The 17,248-nt window shown below is 36.4% G+C and carries 15 protein-coding genes; 8 read left to right on the forward strand and 7 right to left on the reverse strand.

The window, feature by feature from the left end:
* Window positions 1-105: 105 nt before the first annotated feature.
* Together EWU22_RS06930 and EWU22_RS06935 are read right to left on the reverse strand one after the other, a co-directional pair.
* Window positions 106-2,562: a bifunctional UDP-N-acetylmuramoyl-tripeptide:D-alanyl-D-alanine ligase/alanine racemase gene (locus tag EWU22_RS06930; RefSeq protein ID WP_130924974.1), complete on the reverse strand. Its 2,457-nt coding sequence runs from the start codon at window positions 2,560-2,562 to the stop codon at window positions 106-108.
* Between the two features lie 92 nt (window positions 2,563-2,654).
* Complete coding sequence (locus EWU22_RS06935; protein ID WP_130924975.1) at window positions 2,655-3,845, reverse strand: phosphoglycerate kinase; 1,191 nt, start codon at window positions 3,843-3,845, stop codon at window positions 2,655-2,657.
* A 144-nt stretch (window positions 3,846-3,989) separates the two neighbouring features.
* Between EWU22_RS06935 and EWU22_RS06940 the strand changes: the two genes are divergently transcribed.
* Complete coding sequence (locus tag EWU22_RS06940; protein ID WP_231962807.1) at window positions 3,990-5,684, forward strand: VRR-NUC domain-containing protein; 1,695 nt, start codon at window positions 3,990-3,992, stop codon at window positions 5,682-5,684.
* Between the two features lie 197 nt (window positions 5,685-5,881).
* Complete coding sequence (locus EWU22_RS06945; protein ID WP_109322597.1) at window positions 5,882-6,217, forward strand: HPF/RaiA family ribosome-associated protein; 336 nt, start codon at window positions 5,882-5,884, stop codon at window positions 6,215-6,217.
* 63 nt (window positions 6,218-6,280) lie between these two features.
* On the opposite strand, the gene metK is transcribed toward EWU22_RS06945, so the two are convergent.
* From metK to ytxJ, 5 genes are all read right to left on the reverse strand, one after another.
* Window positions 6,281-7,537, reverse strand: coding sequence for a methionine adenosyltransferase (gene metK / locus EWU22_RS06950; RefSeq protein WP_109322598.1), 1,257 nt, complete (start codon window positions 7,535-7,537; stop codon window positions 6,281-6,283).
* Between the two features lie 92 nt (window positions 7,538-7,629).
* Window positions 7,630-8,811 carry a lycopene cyclase family protein gene (locus tag EWU22_RS06955; RefSeq protein ID WP_130924977.1) on the reverse strand — a complete coding sequence of 394 codons (1,182 nt, stop codon included), beginning with the start codon at window positions 8,809-8,811 and terminating at the stop codon, window positions 7,630-7,632.
* A 6-nt stretch (window positions 8,812-8,817) separates the two neighbouring features.
* Window positions 8,818-9,687 carry a lipoyl synthase gene (gene lipA, locus EWU22_RS06960; protein ID WP_109322600.1) on the reverse strand — a complete coding sequence of 290 codons (870 nt, stop codon included), beginning with the start codon at window positions 9,685-9,687 and terminating at the stop codon, window positions 8,818-8,820.
* Window positions 9,688-9,693: 6 nt separating this feature from the next.
* Complete coding sequence (locus EWU22_RS06965) at window positions 9,694-10,530, reverse strand: hypothetical protein (protein WP_130924978.1); 837 nt, start codon at window positions 10,528-10,530, stop codon at window positions 9,694-9,696.
* A gap of 1 nt (window position 10,531) precedes the next feature.
* Window positions 10,532-10,864, reverse strand: coding sequence for a bacillithiol system redox-active protein YtxJ (ytxJ, locus tag EWU22_RS06970; RefSeq protein WP_109325012.1), 333 nt, complete (start codon window positions 10,862-10,864; stop codon window positions 10,532-10,534).
* A 123-nt stretch (window positions 10,865-10,987) separates the two neighbouring features.
* Between ytxJ and EWU22_RS06975 the strand changes: the two genes are divergently transcribed.
* The 6 genes from EWU22_RS06975 (at window position 10,988) to EWU22_RS06995 (ending at window position 17,148) form a co-directional block, all read left to right on the forward strand.
* Entirely contained in the window at window positions 10,988-12,181 is a 1,194-nt protein-coding gene (locus tag EWU22_RS06975) for a 3-deoxy-D-manno-octulosonic acid transferase (RefSeq protein WP_161566807.1), read from the forward strand.
* On the forward strand, window positions 12,174-13,112 hold the full coding sequence (gene rsgA, locus EWU22_RS06980) for a ribosome small subunit-dependent GTPase A (protein ID WP_130924980.1): 939 nt from the start codon (window positions 12,174-12,176) through the stop codon (window positions 13,110-13,112). The genes EWU22_RS06975 and rsgA overlap by 8 nt, the downstream gene beginning before the upstream one ends.
* A gap of 13 nt (window positions 13,113-13,125) precedes the next feature.
* Window positions 13,126-14,043 carry an ROK family protein gene (locus EWU22_RS06985; protein ID WP_130924981.1) on the forward strand — a complete coding sequence of 306 codons (918 nt, stop codon included), beginning with the start codon at window positions 13,126-13,128 and terminating at the stop codon, window positions 14,041-14,043.
* Window positions 14,044-14,258: 215 nt separating this feature from the next.
* Window positions 14,259-15,185, forward strand: a complete 927-nt coding sequence (locus EWU22_RS06990; RefSeq protein WP_130924982.1) for an SMEK domain-containing protein — start codon at window positions 14,259-14,261, stop codon at window positions 15,183-15,185.
* Window positions 15,186-15,188: 3 nt separating this feature from the next.
* Window positions 15,189-15,428, forward strand: a complete 240-nt coding sequence (locus EWU22_RS13620; RefSeq protein ID WP_394364562.1) for an ABC-three component system middle component 6 — start codon at window positions 15,189-15,191, stop codon at window positions 15,426-15,428.
* A 70-nt stretch (window positions 15,429-15,498) separates the two neighbouring features.
* A complete protein-coding gene (locus EWU22_RS06995) occupies window positions 15,499-17,148 on the forward strand; it encodes a DUF2326 domain-containing protein (RefSeq protein ID WP_231962809.1) in 1,650 nt (549 codons plus the stop codon).
* Window positions 17,149-17,248 lie beyond the last annotated feature (100 nt).

Genomic DNA, 17,248 nt, shown 5'->3' on the forward strand with positions numbered 1-17,248 from the left:
TGAAGTGATAATGGATTGGCTAAAAAAATACCCCAGAATTTCTTCTGAGGTATCAAGTATATATAGCAAGTTGAATATTAAGAACGAATGGATATTTAGCAGAAATTAGTTTTTAACATAGACTCTTTTAACGCGTTCGCTGATGTTAGTCATGAGTTCATATGGAATCGTTTTCGCTTGATGAGCCAAATCAGTTAATTGTATTTTTCCACCAAAGGCAATAGCCTCATCTCCTTCCTTCACAAGGGGTAAATGGCTGATATCTACCATGCACATATCCATGCAAATAGCACCCACTGTGGGGCACAAATACCCATTGATTTCAAACATACCTTTACCCATTCCAAGGCTTCTAGCATAACCATCAGCATAGCCTAAAGCCAGGGTGGCGATGCGTCCGTTCGACTTTAATTTACCCTTTCTACCATAGCCTATGGTTTCATTTTTCTTGATGTCTTTGATCTGTGAAATGTATGTTTTTAAGGTTAAGACATTTTCTAAGGACTTCTTTTCTATTTTATTTTCTGAAATTCCATATAAACTGATACCTAATCGGACCATTTCATACCTTGCAGAAGGGTAATTTTTAATGGCTGCAGAATTAGCAATATGTCGCAAAGGGGTATATCCCAAGGTTTGAATGATCTTTTGGGTCATTTTCTCAAATAAATCCACTTGTTTTTCTGTGAATTTTTGATGTTTGGGCGATTCGGAAGCTACTAAATGACTTAACATACTCGCTACCCAAACTTGTGGCATACTGGCTATCTTTTTAGTTAATTCTTTGCATTGATCAGGACTAAAACCAAGTCGTTTCATACCTGTATCTAGTTTTAGATGAATTTTGATGCTTTTATTATGTGCATGACTATATTCGTCTATGGCTTCCAGCATGGTCATGGAATAAACTTCTGGTTCTAGCGCATAATTGCTTAGCGTATCTAACTCTCCAATTTGTGGATTCATGACCATAATGGGGCAATAAATGCCATTTTTACGCAATTGTACTCCTTCATCGGTGTAAGCAACGGTTAGGTAATCTATTCCTTGTTGTTGCAATACTTGAGCAATCTCTACAGCACCAGCTCCATAGGCAAATGCTTTGACCATTACCATGAGTTTGGTATCAGGTCCTATGGTTTCTTTAAAGTAGGTAAGGTTATTCTGTAAAGCGTCTAAATTGACTTCTAATTTAGTACAATGGGTCTTGGTCTCTAAAAGCTGAGTTATTTGTTCAAAATTAAATTTACGCGCTCCTTTTAATAGGACTACAGCATCACTAATTTGATTTAAGATGCCACTACCAATGAGATCTTCGGTATTATAAAATACTTCAATTTCCTTGAATGCGTCTTGGTATTTAATCAAGTGATCCCCGACACCAATTAGTTGATCAATTTTTTGTGATTGAATCAATGTAGCGATTTTGGGATATAATTCGGGTGCAGGGATACCGGCTTCAATGAAGTCACTAATGATTAAAACACGCTTTTTATGTTCATATTTCTTCAAAAGGGGTAAAGCCAATTGTAAACCATCCAAATCGTTATTATACGAATCATCGATGATCTGGTTATTCCTGAGTCCTTCTTTGATTTCCAAGCGCATAGAAATCGGACGAATCCATTTGGTTCGAGCTTGAATTTCTTCAACACTCAATCCTGCCACATGCGCCATAATGAGGCAATGACACAGGTTTTCCAAATAGGCTTCATCGGTCAGTTCTGTTTTGACATCTAAGAACGCTTCACTTTGTGCCGGTTTTTTAATCCGTATATGGGTTTCTTTAGGACTTATTTTCCAATAAACATACATGCAGTTAGCCAAATCTTCCGTACTCCATGCTATGAGTTCAGCTTGTGGATTAATGGATTGCATTTCTGATTTTATAACATCCTGTTCGATGTTTTTACGTCGATAGACCAATTTTTCTACATGAGCAAATAGTTGCAGCTTCTCTTGTAGTTTTTGATGATCTGATTCAAAATTTTGGCCATGGGCTTCTCCAAAATGCGTGAATATTCCCCAGGTAGGTTGAATGATTTTTTCAATGCGTTGCATTTCCCCAACTCGAGAAATGCCAGCTTCAAAAATGGCAATCTGATGTTGGGCTTTTAAGCCCCATACAGATAATGGAACCCCGATTTGAGAGTTGAAACTTTTGGGACTTTTAACGATGGAAAATTTAGTTTGCAATAAGGTTGCTAACCATTCTTTACAGGTGGTTTTTCCATTAGAACCGGTAATGCCAATAACAGGAATAGAAAAACTTTTACGATGAATACGAGCTATTTCTTGTAGACAATTGATGCTATTATCAACGACCCAAAAATCAGCTTGAGTCCATTTTTTTGCTTTTTCTGCCAATAAACCAGACCAAGCATCGCTTTCAACAATAAATTCTCGGATGCCTAAATGGTATAAAGGCTCAATGTATTGATGTCCATCATGATGTACCCCTCTTACGGCAAAAAAGGCCGTTTGTTGAGGTAAATAGATTTGACGGCTATCAAGACTAAGTATGCTTGATTTTAATTGTGTGGGCGATGAAAAATGAATCATGTATGGAGGACAAATTGGCAATTAGCTAAAATACAAAAAGGCGAGGAATACTTCCCTCGCCTTTAACGCTATTTTATATAATTATATTGGTATTATGCTTCTAATGCTGCTACACCAGGTAAAACTTTACCTTCCATGTATTCTAGTAAAGCACCACCACCGGTAGATACATAACTTACACGGTCGCCATATCCTGCATTATTAATGGCAGCAGCAGAATCTCCTCCTCCAATTAATGAAAATGCACCATTTTCTTCTGTCGCTTTAACTACGGCATCTGCAATGGCATTGGTTCCTTTAGCAAAGTTAGGGAATTCAAATACTCCCATAGGTCCATTCCAAAGGATTGTTTTTGATTCAGAAACAACTTTTTGGAATAATTCAATGGTCTTAGGACCGATATCTAATCCTTCCCAACCATCTGGAATTTCGCCTCTATTCACCGTCTGTCTGTTGGCTGAATTACTAAAATCATCCGCCACTACATTATCAACCGGCATGTATAAATTAACTCCTTTTGCCTTTGCTTTTTCTAACAAACTTTTTGCTAAATCTACTTTATCTGGCTCTGAGATCGATTTGCCAATTTTTCCACCTTCCGCTAAAGAAAAGGTATAGGTCATGCCACCACCGATGATCAAGTTGTCCACCTTATCTAATAATTGCTCGATAATCAAGATTTTATCAGAGATTTTAGAACCTCCCATGATAGCCGTAAACGGTCTATCAGCAAATTCTAATATTTTTTTAGCGTTATCAATTTCTGCTTGCATGACATAACCACTTACTCGATCTTGCAAGAATTTACCCATCACAGCGGTAGAAGCATGTGCACGGTGAGCAGTTCCAAAGGCATCATTTACCCACACATTACCAAGACTGGCTAATTTTTTCGCAAATTCCTCATCACCTTTTTCTTCCTCTTTGTAAAAACGAAGATTTTCCAATAATAGAATTTCACCAGCTTGTAATTCACTAGCTAATTGAGCCGCTTCCTCACCGATACAATCTGGAGCAAATTTTACTTTGATACCAAAAACGATAGAAAGGGGAGTCACTAAGTGTTTCAATGAGTACTTTTCTGTAGGACCATCTTTGGGTCTGCCTAAATGAGACATCAGAATAACCGAACCTCCATCTTTCAGAATTTTCTGAATAGTAGGGATCGTGGCTTTTATACGCGTATCGTCAGTGATTTCGTACCTTTCGTTTAAAGGGACATTAAAATCAACACGAACTAAGGCTTTTTTACCAGCAAAATTGAAATTGGCGACTGTTTGCATACTATTTTTGTTTCAAATTGTAAGTGGATACGTATGCCTCAGATAAGGCAGGCAAATATACCCAAGTTTTATTAATTGTTGAAAAAATCTAATTTTCTGTTGAAAATCTCGAAATTATTCACCGAATAGTGCAATTTTTATCCTTTGAACGCTTCTACCTATATGGATAATAGTCCGAATCTCAATTTATCGCCTACCTATTATTGGGATTATTTTCAATATGTATTACGCTATGTTACAAATCATTACAGCCAATTATTGGATGAGCAAGAGCAAACTTTTATACGTGATTTTGAAACATCCTCCTTTTCGGCTCAATGTTTGTATTTACGTCTTGCTTCAAGAAAAACAATTTGGTTTCAAGAAAACTCACTTCAATACCCAGAGATTTCTTCTTTGGAAGAGGCAAAGACCGAGTTGTTTCATATGAATTTATTGGAAAGAATTAGTCAGACAGAGGGCCAGTCCATATATGCCTGTTTGAATAATTTGAATAAGGCCATCTGTTTCGACTTAATTCAAGTGTCGGGAGAAAAAAGTCCCATAGCTAAATCGGTTTCTAAGCCTGCATTGCTTCAGTATATCGTTGAAAACCTGAGTGAACAAGAATTGTTAATGCGCTTGGAGATGCTTCAAATTGGCTTAATTCGGCCTTTGCAGACCACCTATTTTCATTTTATCCAGTTTTTATTTTTTGGTAGTCGAAATCATGATTTAACGGATTTTGTGGTTCGTGATTTAGGACATCGACAATTCATTGATATCGATGAAGCGGATTTAGTACCCTATTTTTCTACTCGGGAAGAAGCTATTCAGAAATGGCGCATCAGCATTTGGCGAGAATGGTTTTTTGAGAAGTCGAAAGAGGAAAATGCAGTAGATGAAGTTATGGCTAGTTGGCAAATGAATATGTGGCCCCTAGCTCCGGAATTGTTGGAGTTATGCATTGGAAGTTTTGAGAGAACTTTATTTCATGTGGCGCGCTGGTTGGAACGACAAGGTGAATTGGAAATGGCGCTATCCTTGTATGAAGAGAGTTTGGCGGGTGCTTCATTGGAACGAAGAGTCCGACTATTGGTTAAGTTGAAGCGAATCGATGAGGCCAATATGTGGGCTAGAACAGGTCTGGAATTGATTACCAATCCCAAGGAAAGGCATTTTTTTGAAGATTATCTTTGGAAGCAAGCATCGAAAAAGCAAGTTAAACAAGTGACGGCCAGTTTAAAGGAAGCGGAGAAATTGGCTATTTCCAAGGACTGGAAAGAGCAGGTGGAAGAGGGGGTCGTGGATTATTTTAGAAATCAGGGCTATTATGCTGCTTTTACGGAGAATCGTGTTTGGAAAAATATGATGGGACTTTGGTTTTGGGATTTAATATTTCATCAAACTAAAACGGGTTTTCATCATCCTTTTCAATATGCACCAAGTCATTATGCCCGTGAGAATTTTGCATTGGATTTACAGGATGAATTCAAAAACTTATTAGTTCTATTGGAAGATGTGACTAGTTGGTTAGCCTTGTTGCAACAGAATGCAGCGCGAAATCAAGGGAAAATGAATCCTTTGGTCGATTGGCAAAATCTGGACTTTGATTTAATTCAGCGCCTAGTTCAAGTGATACCTCCTGCTGCTTTAACGGAAGTGGTGACATATATGTGGCAAAATTTGGCTACACATTCCAAGGGTTTTCCCGACTTATTTATTCAAAAAGGGGACGAATATGCCTTTGTAGAGGTGAAATCGCCTAACGATCATTTATCTGCTATTCAGTTTTTTTGGCATGATTTTTTTAGAAAGCAAAATATCTCCATCAGGTTAATTCGAGTAGAATGGATTTAATGATTTGATTATCAAAATTTTCAGTTTTAGTTCCATTTGTTTCAAAAAAATACTTAAGTGTTTATTTCAAAAATATTTGTTAAATGCTTGACATCGTTTTGAAAATATTCTACATTTCCGATGAATCTAGAACGTTCTTTATGTTGTAGGCTTTGTCGGATTCCCAAAGCATTATTTCACCTTTAAATTTCAAGCTTATGAAAGTGCAAGTTCATGCCATCCACTTTACAGCGGATCGTAAATTAGTCGAGAGTATCCAAGCTAAGTTGAACAAATTAGAAACCTTTTATGATCGAATAACCAGCGGAGAGGTATTTCTTAAAATAGAACAAGGGGAGGGGAAAGTAAAAGAAAAGTTACTTGAAATTAAAATATCTGTACCTGGAGCCATTTTGTTTGTCAAAGAGAAAGCCAGGTCTTTCGAAGAAGCCTTAGATTTGGCATTAAATGCCATCGCAGAACAGATTAAGCGCTTTAAGGCTAAAATAACCCAAGTGAAAGTAGCCAAAACGGCTTTGGATATATCAGAATAGTCTGAATATGAAAATGAAAAAGGGGACAATTTGTCCCCTTTTTTTATGCTCTAAAATGGTTTATTAGATTTGAAAAGCAGCTTTTACCGCATCTACATAATCTAATTTTTCCCAAGTAAATAATTCTACTTCTTGACTGATTTTTTGTCCATTAGGTCCAACGAAAGTCTTGTTAACTACTTCGTTTTTACGTCCCATGTGGCCATAAGCAGCTGTTTCTGAGTACATTGGGTTTCTTAATTTCAAACGTTGTTCGATGAAATAAGGACGCATGTCAAAAATCTCTTCTACTTTTCTTGCAATTTCGCCATCTGTCATGTTCACTTTAGCTGTTCCATAGGTGTCGATGAATAAACCGCATGGTTTAGCCACACCAATGGCATAAGAAACTTGAACTAAAACCTGATCACATAAACCAGCAGCAACTAAGTTTTTAGCAATATGACGCGTAGCATAAGCAGCAGAACGGTCAACTTTGGAAGGATCTTTTCCTGAAAAAGCACCACCACCGTGAGCACCTTTTCCACCATATGTATCTACAATAATTTTACGGCCAGTAAGACCTGTATCTCCGTGAGGACCACCAATCACAAATTTACCAGTAGGATTAATGTGATAGGTAATGGCATCATTGAATAAAGCCTGCAATTCCGGTTTCAAGTTGGCTTTTACACGTGGAATAACGATTTCAACGATATCTTTCTTGATTTTAGCTAACATTTCTGGTTCAGCAGCAAAATCATCGTGTTGAGTTGAAACTACAATAGTATCGATACGTTGAGGTACGTGATCATCTGAATATTCAATTGTTACTTGAGATTTAGCATCTGGACGCAAATAGCCAATTAAATTTGGCTCATTGTTGCGAATATAAGACAATTCTTGAAGAATTTTATGGGCTAAATCCAATGCCAAAGGCATGTAATTATCTGTTTCTTTGGTAGCAAAACCAAACATCATTCCTTGGTCACCGGCACCTTGCTCTTCTGGCTTAGCACGCTCTACCCCTTGATTGATGTCAGCCGATTGTTCATGGATAGCAGATAAGATACCACATGAATTGGCTTCAAACATGTATTCTGATTTAGTATATCCAATTTTACGAATAACTTCACGTGTAATCGCTTGAACATCCAAATAGGTATTTGTTTTCACCTCACCAGCTAAAATCACCTGACCTGTAGTTACTAGTGTTTCACATGCCACTTTAGATGTTGGATCGAAAGCCATGAAGTGATCAATAAGTGCATCTGAGATTTGATCGGCCACCTTGTCTGGATGTCCTTCAGATACCGATTCAGACGTGAATAAGTATGCCATTGGCGAAACAGTTTATATGTTTGATGTTATAATTCTGACAAAAATACCATTTATCTTGCGAAGCTACAAGTGCTAGATGAGCTTTTGGATACTTATTTAGAGCTACTTATTAAATGGTACACAGCCTTAATAAAAGGAAGGGGTGGGACGCTCGCCATCAAGCTGAGGTCCTCCCAAAAATTGGTTTTCTCATCTAAAAAGCGCAGCATTTTATGGCCTTTATTTTTTTGAAATAAGGCCTCAAAAACGTCACTTCCAGCCACAGATTGTTCTAAAAGTACTTGTAAAAAGACTTTATCTAACCAGATCTTGAATCGATTAGTTGGTAAGACTAGATGATTAGTTTGGTCTTTTTCCAGCTCTTTAACAAGTGCTTGATTGATGCGTTGGGTACGTAAAAAACTATATCCTGTAGATGCCTTAACAAAGCCACCTGAGGTGCCAATGCGCAGAATATTTTCAGCTATTTTTTGCTTTTGCCTTGAATCCAAACACATTGGAATAATCCCTTTTTCTTCTTCCTTAATTTGGTAGTCTTCCTCACCTAAATTATAATAGGCATGTAAATAGGATTTAATTTTATCTTGATAAAAATTAGGCTCTCTAACTTGCGCGGAAAAGAATGTATATTCAAATAATGCTTTGGTAGAAGAAGTGGGTAGGATGTACATAAACTCACATTCTTTACCCTGCGCCACTCTGAAATCAAATAAGTGGACAGCATCCGATTTAAATATGGGGAAATGACACTCGATTTCCCAGCCTAGAAAATGCTGTTTGAGATGCTGAGGATTGTTAATTTCACAAGGATAAGGGGAATATGAGTCAAATACTTTATCACTAGCGATAAATTCTCCTGATGTACTGAGCACTCGTGCTCCCTTATTTTCAGGAATGATATCTAAAACTTCTGCTTGTAAAAATTCGATGTTGGGAAATAGACTTAGCTGCTTTTTGATAAAGGAATACCAATCGATGCTTCGAATTTTATGGTATTGAAAAGGAGCAATGTCTAAAGCTATACTTTTCCCATTCGGACCATGAAACCATAAATTTTTCCAACTTTTTTGAGCCAAAGCATCAAACTCCTCTGGTTTATCTGACCAATAGCACCAAGTTTTATCATTTTCTGATTTACTAGATGGGTCTATGATTAGCATGGGTTCCTTTGCAAGGGAACTTTTACTTAAGTAATAGACCAAAGACAGGGCAGACATTCCACCTCCAGCGAAAATATATCGATATGATTTACTGGAAAGTTGAGCAATACTCATGTGGCATTAAATATGGCGTTCTGCGTGATAACTAGAACGAACCAAAGCCCCAGATTCTACATAAGCTAGACCTCTTTTTAAACCTTCCTCTTTATACATGGCGAATGTATCAGGATGAATCCATTCAATCACTTCATGGTGCATTTTGGTGGGCTGTAAATATTGACCTAGGGTTAACACATCCAATCCATGAGCGACTAAATCATCCATTGCCTTGAATACCTCATCTTGTTTTTCTCCTAAACCTAACATGATGCCAGATTTCGTTCTTTTGCCAAAGTCTTTAGTACGCTGGATTTGCTCTAAACTGCGCTCATATTTAGCTTGTGGACGTACATAGCGGTACAAGCTCGCGACGGTTTCCATGTTGTGAGAAACAACTTCTTGACCAGCTTCTATCATGCGAATTAAGGCATCCCAATTACCTTTGGTATCTGGAATTAATGTTTCAATGGTCGTTTGTGGTGTACTTTCTTTAACAGCGCGTACTGTTTGGTACCAAATTTCAGCTCCTTTATCCTTCAGCTCATCTCGATTAACGGAAGTAATGACTGCATGCTTTACTTTCATTAAGCGAATGGCCTCTGCTACTCGTCTTGGTTCATCCTCATCATATTCTGGCGGTCTACCTGTAGCAACTGCACAGAAAGTACAAGAACGGGTACATACATTTCCTAAAATCATGAATGTTGCTGTACCTTCTCCCCAGCACTCTCCCATATTGGGGCAGTTACCTGATTGACAAATAGTATGTAATTTATATTCATCCACAATCTTTCTAACATTCGTGTATTTCTCACCAATGGGTAGTTTAACACGAAGCCAATCCGGTTTACGTGTATTAGCTGTGGGATTTATTTGAGGTAATTCAATCATCTTATATCAATATGTTCTTCCAAAGAAGAAAGTTAAATAACCAGTTGTATAAACTGATCTTGGACTGGTTTGGTTAAGGATTTCAACGGGATTTTGGAATACATCCACAATAAAGCCAACTTCCAAACTCAAATAATTACGCTTAATGGTATTGAGTTCAATATCAAAACCAGATTTTAAATGCCAACCGGGCACCATTTTAGAATTACTACTTCCGGCAAAATAACCCCCTTCTCCGACTATCACCGATCTACCTGTCGGGGAATTAGCCATTGTTTCTGTATATGGAATGGATTTAATGATGGTTCTACCTGTATTGGGGTCTAAATAAGAAACATCCACATAATAGGGGATTTTGATTCCTAAACTAGGACCTGTTGCCAAGATTCCTTTTAAAGCCGCACCGCCTTCGCTCGATTTTTTAAACAACATCCACTGCATGCCAAACTCCGGTCTAACGATCAATAGATTATTTATTTTCCCTTCAATATAGCTTCTTCCATTGTAGGAAAAAGGAGAAGTGAATTCACGGTAATCCTTTAAATTGACAATGTCTAGGCCAATGATTGGTTGCCGACTTGGGTTTTTATTCCAAGATTTTCGCAAATTAAATCCTCCAAAAATTCCCGAATTGGTAGTTGTGGTTAATCCTATTGCCCAAGTTCCTCGTTCAACGAAAGAACTGGTACCTGTGTTGGAATTAGGCGTCTTAGCAGAATTACTAGCTTTACTTGGTATTTGATTGGGGCTGGTGGTCGTGCTAGGACTACCACTTCGTTGAGCCCATATCAGAGAGGGCATTAGTAAAAGTGCCAATACATACTTAGGTAAAGCCTGCTTCATGTTAACGGCTAGTATATGGTTTCAAATCCTCATTGGATATGTCCCAATGAGAGGCATGGTATGTACATTTACCTCCATCAATCACTAAAACTTGGGGAGATTGATGTTCCACTTGAAATGTTTCAGCAATTTGATTAGAAATAGGGCGAAAAGCAATTAAATCTAATAAATATGCCGGGGTAACATCTTGATCCCAGGCCCTCTCTAGTCTATTCAAAGAGGTGGCTGAGATGGAACAACGGGTGCTATGTTTAAAAATAACGACAGGTTGTTTTTGAGAATCTTCTAAGATTTGATCAATTTGTTGAGTTTCGTTTAATGTATTCCAGTTCATAAGAATGATGCAGGTTTTCTGCATATTTCGTAATTTTAAAGATTCACCTTCAAATTTAAGAAAAACTTGAGAGTTTGGCTGTATTCTTTTGCCTTGTTTTTGTATCGTCAAACCCTAAGAGGCTTGTCAAAGTTCCATACCAAGGCTAATCTTTGGAATCAAGGGCAAAATGAAGTTTGGCAAGGTCTTGAAAATACGTTTGCCCATCAAAATAAACCTGTTGCTTGGTTTCATACGGCTTCTATGGGGGAGTTTGAACAAGGAAGACCCATTATTGAAGCATATAAGAAGCAATTTCCATCGCATTTTATCTTAGTAACCTTTTTTTCGCCTTCTGGTTATGAAGTTCGAAAGAATTTTGCTGGGGTGGACTTTGTCTCTTATTTACCCTTAGATGGAGCTCTATCAAGTGCCCGTTTTTTAGATTTGGTCAAACCTCAATTAGCCATTTTTGTTAAATATGAATTTTGGCATTTTTACCTAACTGGATTGGCAAAGCGACAGGTTCCTTTATTGTTAGTGTCTGCGATATTTCGACCCAAACAAATCTTTTTTGCTTGGTATGGAGGTTTTTATCGGAACTTATTAAGGCAGTTTACTCATTTGTTTGTCCAAGATGAAGCCTCGAAAGAGTTATTAGAAAGTATTGGGATAAAACAGGTGCAAGTAGCCGGGGATACTCGCTTTGATCGAGTTTATGCTCAGTCTAAACAGGTGAGCTCTTGGGATTTATTGGACCAGTTTTTAGATGGACAAGCCTTTGCTGTGTTAGGTTCTGTTTGGCAAGCCGACATGGACCGCATTATTCCATTAATCAATAAACAATCTTTACCCATCAAATGGGTTATTGTTCCCCATGAAATACATGATGTGGAACTAGAAAAATGGAAGAAAAGCATTCAGTTATCCTCAGTTTATTCCCAAGGTGATTCCGCTGAGCCTTGGTCTAATCATCAAGTATTAATCGTCAATGAAGTGGGACGTTTATCTTCCATATATCAAGGAGCTGATTTTGCTTTTATTGGTGGTGCCTATGGTGCTGGATTACATAATACACTGGAAGCGGCCGTTTTTGGGCCTGTCATCGCTTTTGGAGATTTGAACTATCTCAAATTTAGGGAAGCATGTGCTTTACTTGAAGAAGGAATTGCATCGACGGTTTCTAGTACAGAAGATTTAGAAAAATATTGGTTAGACTTGTGGGATAATCCTAGTCAAAGAGCTCAGATTAAAGCAAAATCAGTAGCCTTTATTAACAAAAATAGGGGAGCAACGGATGCCATTATGCACGTATTAATATCCAATCAACATGACTGAGCTAAAGAATAAAGGGTTGATTATTCGCTCCACGGGCTCTTGGTACGAGATTCGTTCGGAAGAAGGAAAGGTATATAATGGGCGTTTGAAAGGTAAATTTAAATTGAAAGGTCCTCAAACCTCGAATCCTATTGCTGTGGGCGATTGGGTAATGTATGAAATGGAGGATGAGGTACATCAAACGGTTTTGATTGTCGAGATTTTACCCCGACAAAATTATTTGATCCGTAAGTCGGTCCACAAAACGGGTCAAGGGCAATTGTTAGCCGCCAATATTGATCAGGCGATTTTCATCATGACGTATAAAATGCCAAAGACTTCTTTGGGTTTTATGGACCGATTTTTAGTAACGGCCGAGGCTTTCCGAATACCGGTGCAAATTGTATTTAACAAGATGGATTTGCTCAATGAGGAAGAACAAGATCAGGTTTTTGAATGGGCAGGATTGTACCAATCTTTGGGATACGGGATTTTATTTACTTCCATTCCCAATAAACAAGGGATAGAGGAGTTTAAAGAGATGTTTCAAGGAAAAGTATCTTTGATGTCAGGACATTCTGGAGTCGGGAAATCTAGTTTAATGAATATCGTAGCTCCCGATTTACATATCAAAACTAAGGAGGTATCCGATTTTGCTAAAAAAGGAGTTCATACCACCACCTATGCTACCATGTGGGAATTGGGGAAGGATACGTACTTGATAGACAGCCCAGGAATCAAGGAATTGGGGATTTTAGAGATTGAGAAAGAAGAATTGGCGCATTATTTTCCCGAAATGCGTGAACTTCTAGGCAAATGTAAGTTTAATAATTGCATGCATTTGTCGGAACCTGGCTGTGTAGTGCGAGAGGCATTAGAAGAGGGTGAAATAGCAGAGTCGAGGTATTTTAGTTATTTGAGTATGCTTGAAAATAATGATAATAGACGCTAAACCTAAAAAAACGATGAACAAAGAATTATTATGGGGGATTGATTTGGGGGGGACAAAGATTGAATGTGCGGTTTTGGATAAACAGAATCCAAGTCAAGTAGTTGTAAGAGAACGCATTGATACTGAATCAGCTAAAGGATATGATCATATCATTGCACAAATTAAGATTTTGGTTGACCGAGTAACGGGTATCATCGGCGAAAAGCCTAAGGCCATTGGATTTGCTACACCTGGTGTGTTAAATCCATTGACCAATACCATGAAAAATTGCAATACTGTTTGTTTAAATGGACAAGCTTTAGCTACGGATTTAGCCAATACGCTAGGGTGTGAAGTAAAACTTGCGAATGATGCGAACTGCTTTGCATTAGCAGAAACCTTGTTAGGTGCTGTACAAGATGTTAATCCAAATGCGGAAGTCGCTTTTGGTGTTATTATGGGAACAGGAGTAGGAGGAGGCTTGGTGGTTCATGGCAAAATCATCAATGGCTTACATGGCATAGGTGGTGAATGGGGGCATAATATTTTGGAAGATGATGGCGATGCTTGTTATTGTGGTAAATCGGGTTGTGTGGAAACCGTTATTTCAGGACCTGCTTTAGAGAAATATTACGAAAAGCATTCGGGTAAAAAAATGAAATTGAAGGAGATTTTACAGGCTGCTAAGGATCATTCGGATGCAGCTGCAGAAGCCACTGTTGAGCGTATGGTAGACTATTTTGGAAGAGCTATTTCCACATTAATCAATGTAATTGACCCAGATGTGATTGTGATTGGTGGCGGCGTTGGTAATGTCGATTTATTGTACTCAGAAGGCTATGAGCGCATTAAAAAGTATATTTTTAATTCTAGAGAGGTACATACGCCCGTAGTTAAACCTAAGTTAGGAGATAGCGCAGGAGTATTTGGCGCGGCGATGTTATATAGTTAGAGGCAACCTTTGGGATACCAACTAAATATGTCTCGGACGCTAGTACATGGGAATAATGATAAGGTCTGATTTCCGTCAGGCTTTTCCACCCAAATTTGGAGTGATAGGTCTGATTTTGTCAGACTTATAATTAGTTAGGTGCAAGCCTATTAAAGACAACTACAAGAAATAAAATTGTTAAAGACCTTTTTAGAATAAGTATCTTCATAACCAAAATGGACAGCAGACAAACATACATATCAATAATTACTAAGAGAATAACCTATCTTCAAAAAGAAGTAGAGAACTTTAATTCTCTAAATTTAACTGATATCAACGTTTTTGCTGAAAACTTCTATCGAGACTTATTCAACCTACTTGGTTTTAAATTTAATAATACAAATTTTGAAAGTAATAATTTCGCTCATATAGACCTAATTGACACAGTTAATAAACAAGCTATTCAAGTTACCTCTCAAAATGATAATACCAAAATAAAGGAAGCGATTGATGGATTTTTCTCAAAACCAGAAAACAAAGAATATAAATTGCAAATATTGCTCATCTCAAAAGAAGCCAAAGATTACAAGACAAAATTTGGAAACAACTTTAATCATAAAGAAGATGTTTTAGATATCAAAAGACTTTTAGCAATAATAAATGACATTAATGAAATTGAAACGATTAAGGACATAGCAGATTATTTGAACAAGAATGTATTGACCGAGAGACGTAAAACAGAATGTTCAGAAGTTGAGACAATTATGGAGCTTATTAATTATCTTAGTTTAAATAAGAACAGAGTAATTATTGACAAAGCAGTTAACGTTGATCCAAAGAACAAAATTGAAAATAGATTTAGTGAGCATTCTGACTACCTTAAGCAACAATATTCAGAATTATATGCTAAATACAATGGCGCCTTGGTTGAAGCAACATCAAAAATTGATGGTGTAGAAGCCGAAATAATTTCAGATTTTTTGAAAGATGAAAGTGACATTATATTAACAAAAGAAAATAATAACCCAAAACTTGCTCTCCATTCACTTGTCGAGTTATTTTATGGAAAACTTTCTTCTAATGGAGTTACGTTTGACAAACAGGCAATAAAGTTTTACCTACTTGATGAATTAATTAAATGCAATGTTTTCCCAAACAAATAATATATGTTAGTATCTAAAGACGAAAATTTAAAGACTTCTTCCGTATATGTTGCTTCTCTAATTTTGAAACAAATTCAGAAACAGAAAGTCAATAAGATTTCTATTTTCGAGGTATCTAAAGAACTAAGGAAACATAATATATCTCGTTATAGGCATTTATTTTTTGGTCTTGCATTTTTGTATTCATCAGGTATAATTGATTTTAAAGATCCATTTATATACATCAAAAGCAAGAATGATTAAAATTAATAGACTATACAGTGAGCCCGAAATATTCACTCCAATCTCATTCGATTTTGGAGTTAATATCATTATGGGTGAAAAATCAGAAAAAACTAATAAGAAAATTGGCGTTGGAAAATCTGTGTGCATAGAATTTATAAACTTTTGCCTTTTAAAAAGGATATCTGACAGCCGACTAAACCTAATACCCAAAAAAAACACTGAGATTCTTGATAGCCAAATAAAATTAGACTTTGATTTTAATAATAAGAAGGTAATAATCTCTCGTTCTATTAGTAAACCTGAGCAGGTATCAATTCAAATTGATGGAGATCATATTTATTTTGAAAAGCTTGATGACGCTTCAGAATATCTTGGTAACCTTTACTTTGAAAAATATCCAGCAAACACCAGAAGACTGAGTTTTAGAAATTTATTACAACCAATAATTCGAGATGAACGCTCTGAGTTTAAGGACTTAATAAAATGTTTTGATACTAACAAGTCTATTCCGTCGGATTATAGTCCACATCTTTTCTTTTTAAATGTAGGTCTTCAAAAATACACAGAGATTAAATCCTTAAATGATGATTTAAAAAAGAAAAGTACTTTTTACTCAGAAACTAAAAAGCTTGTAACAAATAATAATGAAATTAAAATTCAAGACGCAAAAGCACACCTAAATGAATTAGAAAGCGAAGTTGGAAAAGTTAATAAGGCAATTGAACAGTTGAAAACCAATGAATCATTTGAATTAATACAAGAAGATTTGGTGAAGCTAGAAGCAAAGTTAGCAGATTTGAGAACGAAACAACAAGCGATTAAATTTGAGATTAAGCAAATAGATTCATTTCCTAAACCTGAAAGTATAAATGAAAATGAAATTCAAATAATTTTTAATCAATTCAAGAAAGGACTTGGCGATTTAGTTGAGAAGTCTTTGGATGATTTAAAAGAGTTTAAAAATAAAATTGATGGTTTTAGAAACACAATTGTAAATGAGCGCTTGACAAATTTGAAATTTGAACTTTCTGAAATTAATTCAATTGTCAGGAAACTTGATGAAGAATATGTTGAAAAGATTGCCTTATTGGATAATGGTGAAGTTCTAAAAGACCTTAAGGCTTCAATTAGAGTATTTAATGAGAAGAATAGAGAACTAAATAATTTACGTTCATTGATTCAAAAATATGATGAATCAGAAAGGGATAAGAAGAAACTTGAAGCGGAAAAAGCGGTTTTGATTTCAGACCTAGAAGAAGAGCTCTACAAAAATCGAGAAACATTAAAGAGTTTTAAAGAGTCTATCTTAAGCATTCACGAGAGAATAATGGGTAATCGTGAGGCGCACTTTGAAATAAAAACAACAAAAAGTCAAAGTGTTGTTGATTTTATAATGAGAACCGATGATGACGGTAGTCATTCTACAGAAAGAATGAAAGTGTTTATTTATGACATTTCATTAATGTTGAATGAACATACACAGAAAAATCACCCAAGATTCTTAATCCACGACAATATTTTTGAAGATGATGATTCAATAGAAAAAAGTTTAAATTTTTTATTTGAATACAACAACAAAACGCCAAATGAATTTCAGTATATTGTTACACTCAATAGTGATTTGATTGAATCTGCTTTCAGAAACAGAAAATTACTATTTAATGTTGAGGATTTAAAACAAGCTACTTTTACGAAGGATAATAGATTTTTAGGTATAAAATATAACGAAATCCAATAGCGAACAGAAGGCCAGCACCCAACAGCACCTACAAGAAATTGGCGGTTCAGTGGTTAAATGAAGCTTTATGCTTCGTATCAAGTTCAGTAATGGCAGACAG

The organism is Aquirufa nivalisilvae (genome assembly GCF_004307455.1).
In the GTDB taxonomy this organism is placed as follows: Bacteria; Bacteroidota; Bacteroidia; order Cytophagales; family Spirosomataceae; genus Aquirufa; species Aquirufa nivalisilvae.

What these genes read in the sequence shown, in the direction of transcription:
- EWU22_RS06930 (WP_130924974.1), bottom strand. Translation starts at nt 2,562, where the DNA reads ATGATTCATTTTTCATCGCCCACACAATTAAAATCAAGCATACTTAGT.
- EWU22_RS06935 (WP_130924975.1), bottom strand. Translation starts at nt 3,845, where the DNA reads ATGCAAACAGTCGCCAATTTCAATTTTGCTGGTAAAAAAGCCTTAGTT.
- EWU22_RS06945 (WP_109322597.1), top strand. Translation starts at nt 5,882, where the DNA reads ATGAAAGTGCAAGTTCATGCCATCCACTTTACAGCGGATCGTAAATTA.
- metK (WP_109322598.1), bottom strand. Translation starts at nt 7,537, where the DNA reads ATGGCATACTTATTCACGTCTGAATCGGTATCTGAAGGACATCCAGAC.
- EWU22_RS06955 (WP_130924977.1), bottom strand. Translation starts at nt 8,811, where the DNA reads ATGAGTATTGCTCAACTTTCCAGTAAATCATATCGATATATTTTCGCT.
- lipA (WP_109322600.1), bottom strand. Translation starts at nt 9,687, where the DNA reads ATGATTGAATTACCTCAAATAAATCCCACAGCTAATACACGTAAACCG.
- EWU22_RS06965 (WP_130924978.1), bottom strand. Translation starts at nt 10,530, where the DNA reads ATGAAGCAGGCTTTACCTAAGTATGTATTGGCACTTTTACTAATGCCC.
- ytxJ (WP_109325012.1), bottom strand. Translation starts at nt 10,864, where the DNA reads ATGAACTGGAATACATTAAACGAAACTCAACAAATTGATCAAATCTTA.
- rsgA (WP_130924980.1), top strand. Translation starts at nt 12,174, where the DNA reads ATGACTGAGCTAAAGAATAAAGGGTTGATTATTCGCTCCACGGGCTCT.
- EWU22_RS06985 (WP_130924981.1), top strand. Translation starts at nt 13,126, where the DNA reads ATGAACAAAGAATTATTATGGGGGATTGATTTGGGGGGGACAAAGATT.
- EWU22_RS06990 (WP_130924982.1), top strand. Translation starts at nt 14,259, where the DNA reads ATGGACAGCAGACAAACATACATATCAATAATTACTAAGAGAATAACC.
- EWU22_RS13620 (WP_394364562.1), top strand. Translation starts at nt 15,189, where the DNA reads ATGTTAGTATCTAAAGACGAAAATTTAAAGACTTCTTCCGTATATGTT.
- EWU22_RS06995 (WP_231962809.1), top strand. Translation starts at nt 15,499, where the DNA reads ATGGGTGAAAAATCAGAAAAAACTAATAAGAAAATTGGCGTTGGAAAA.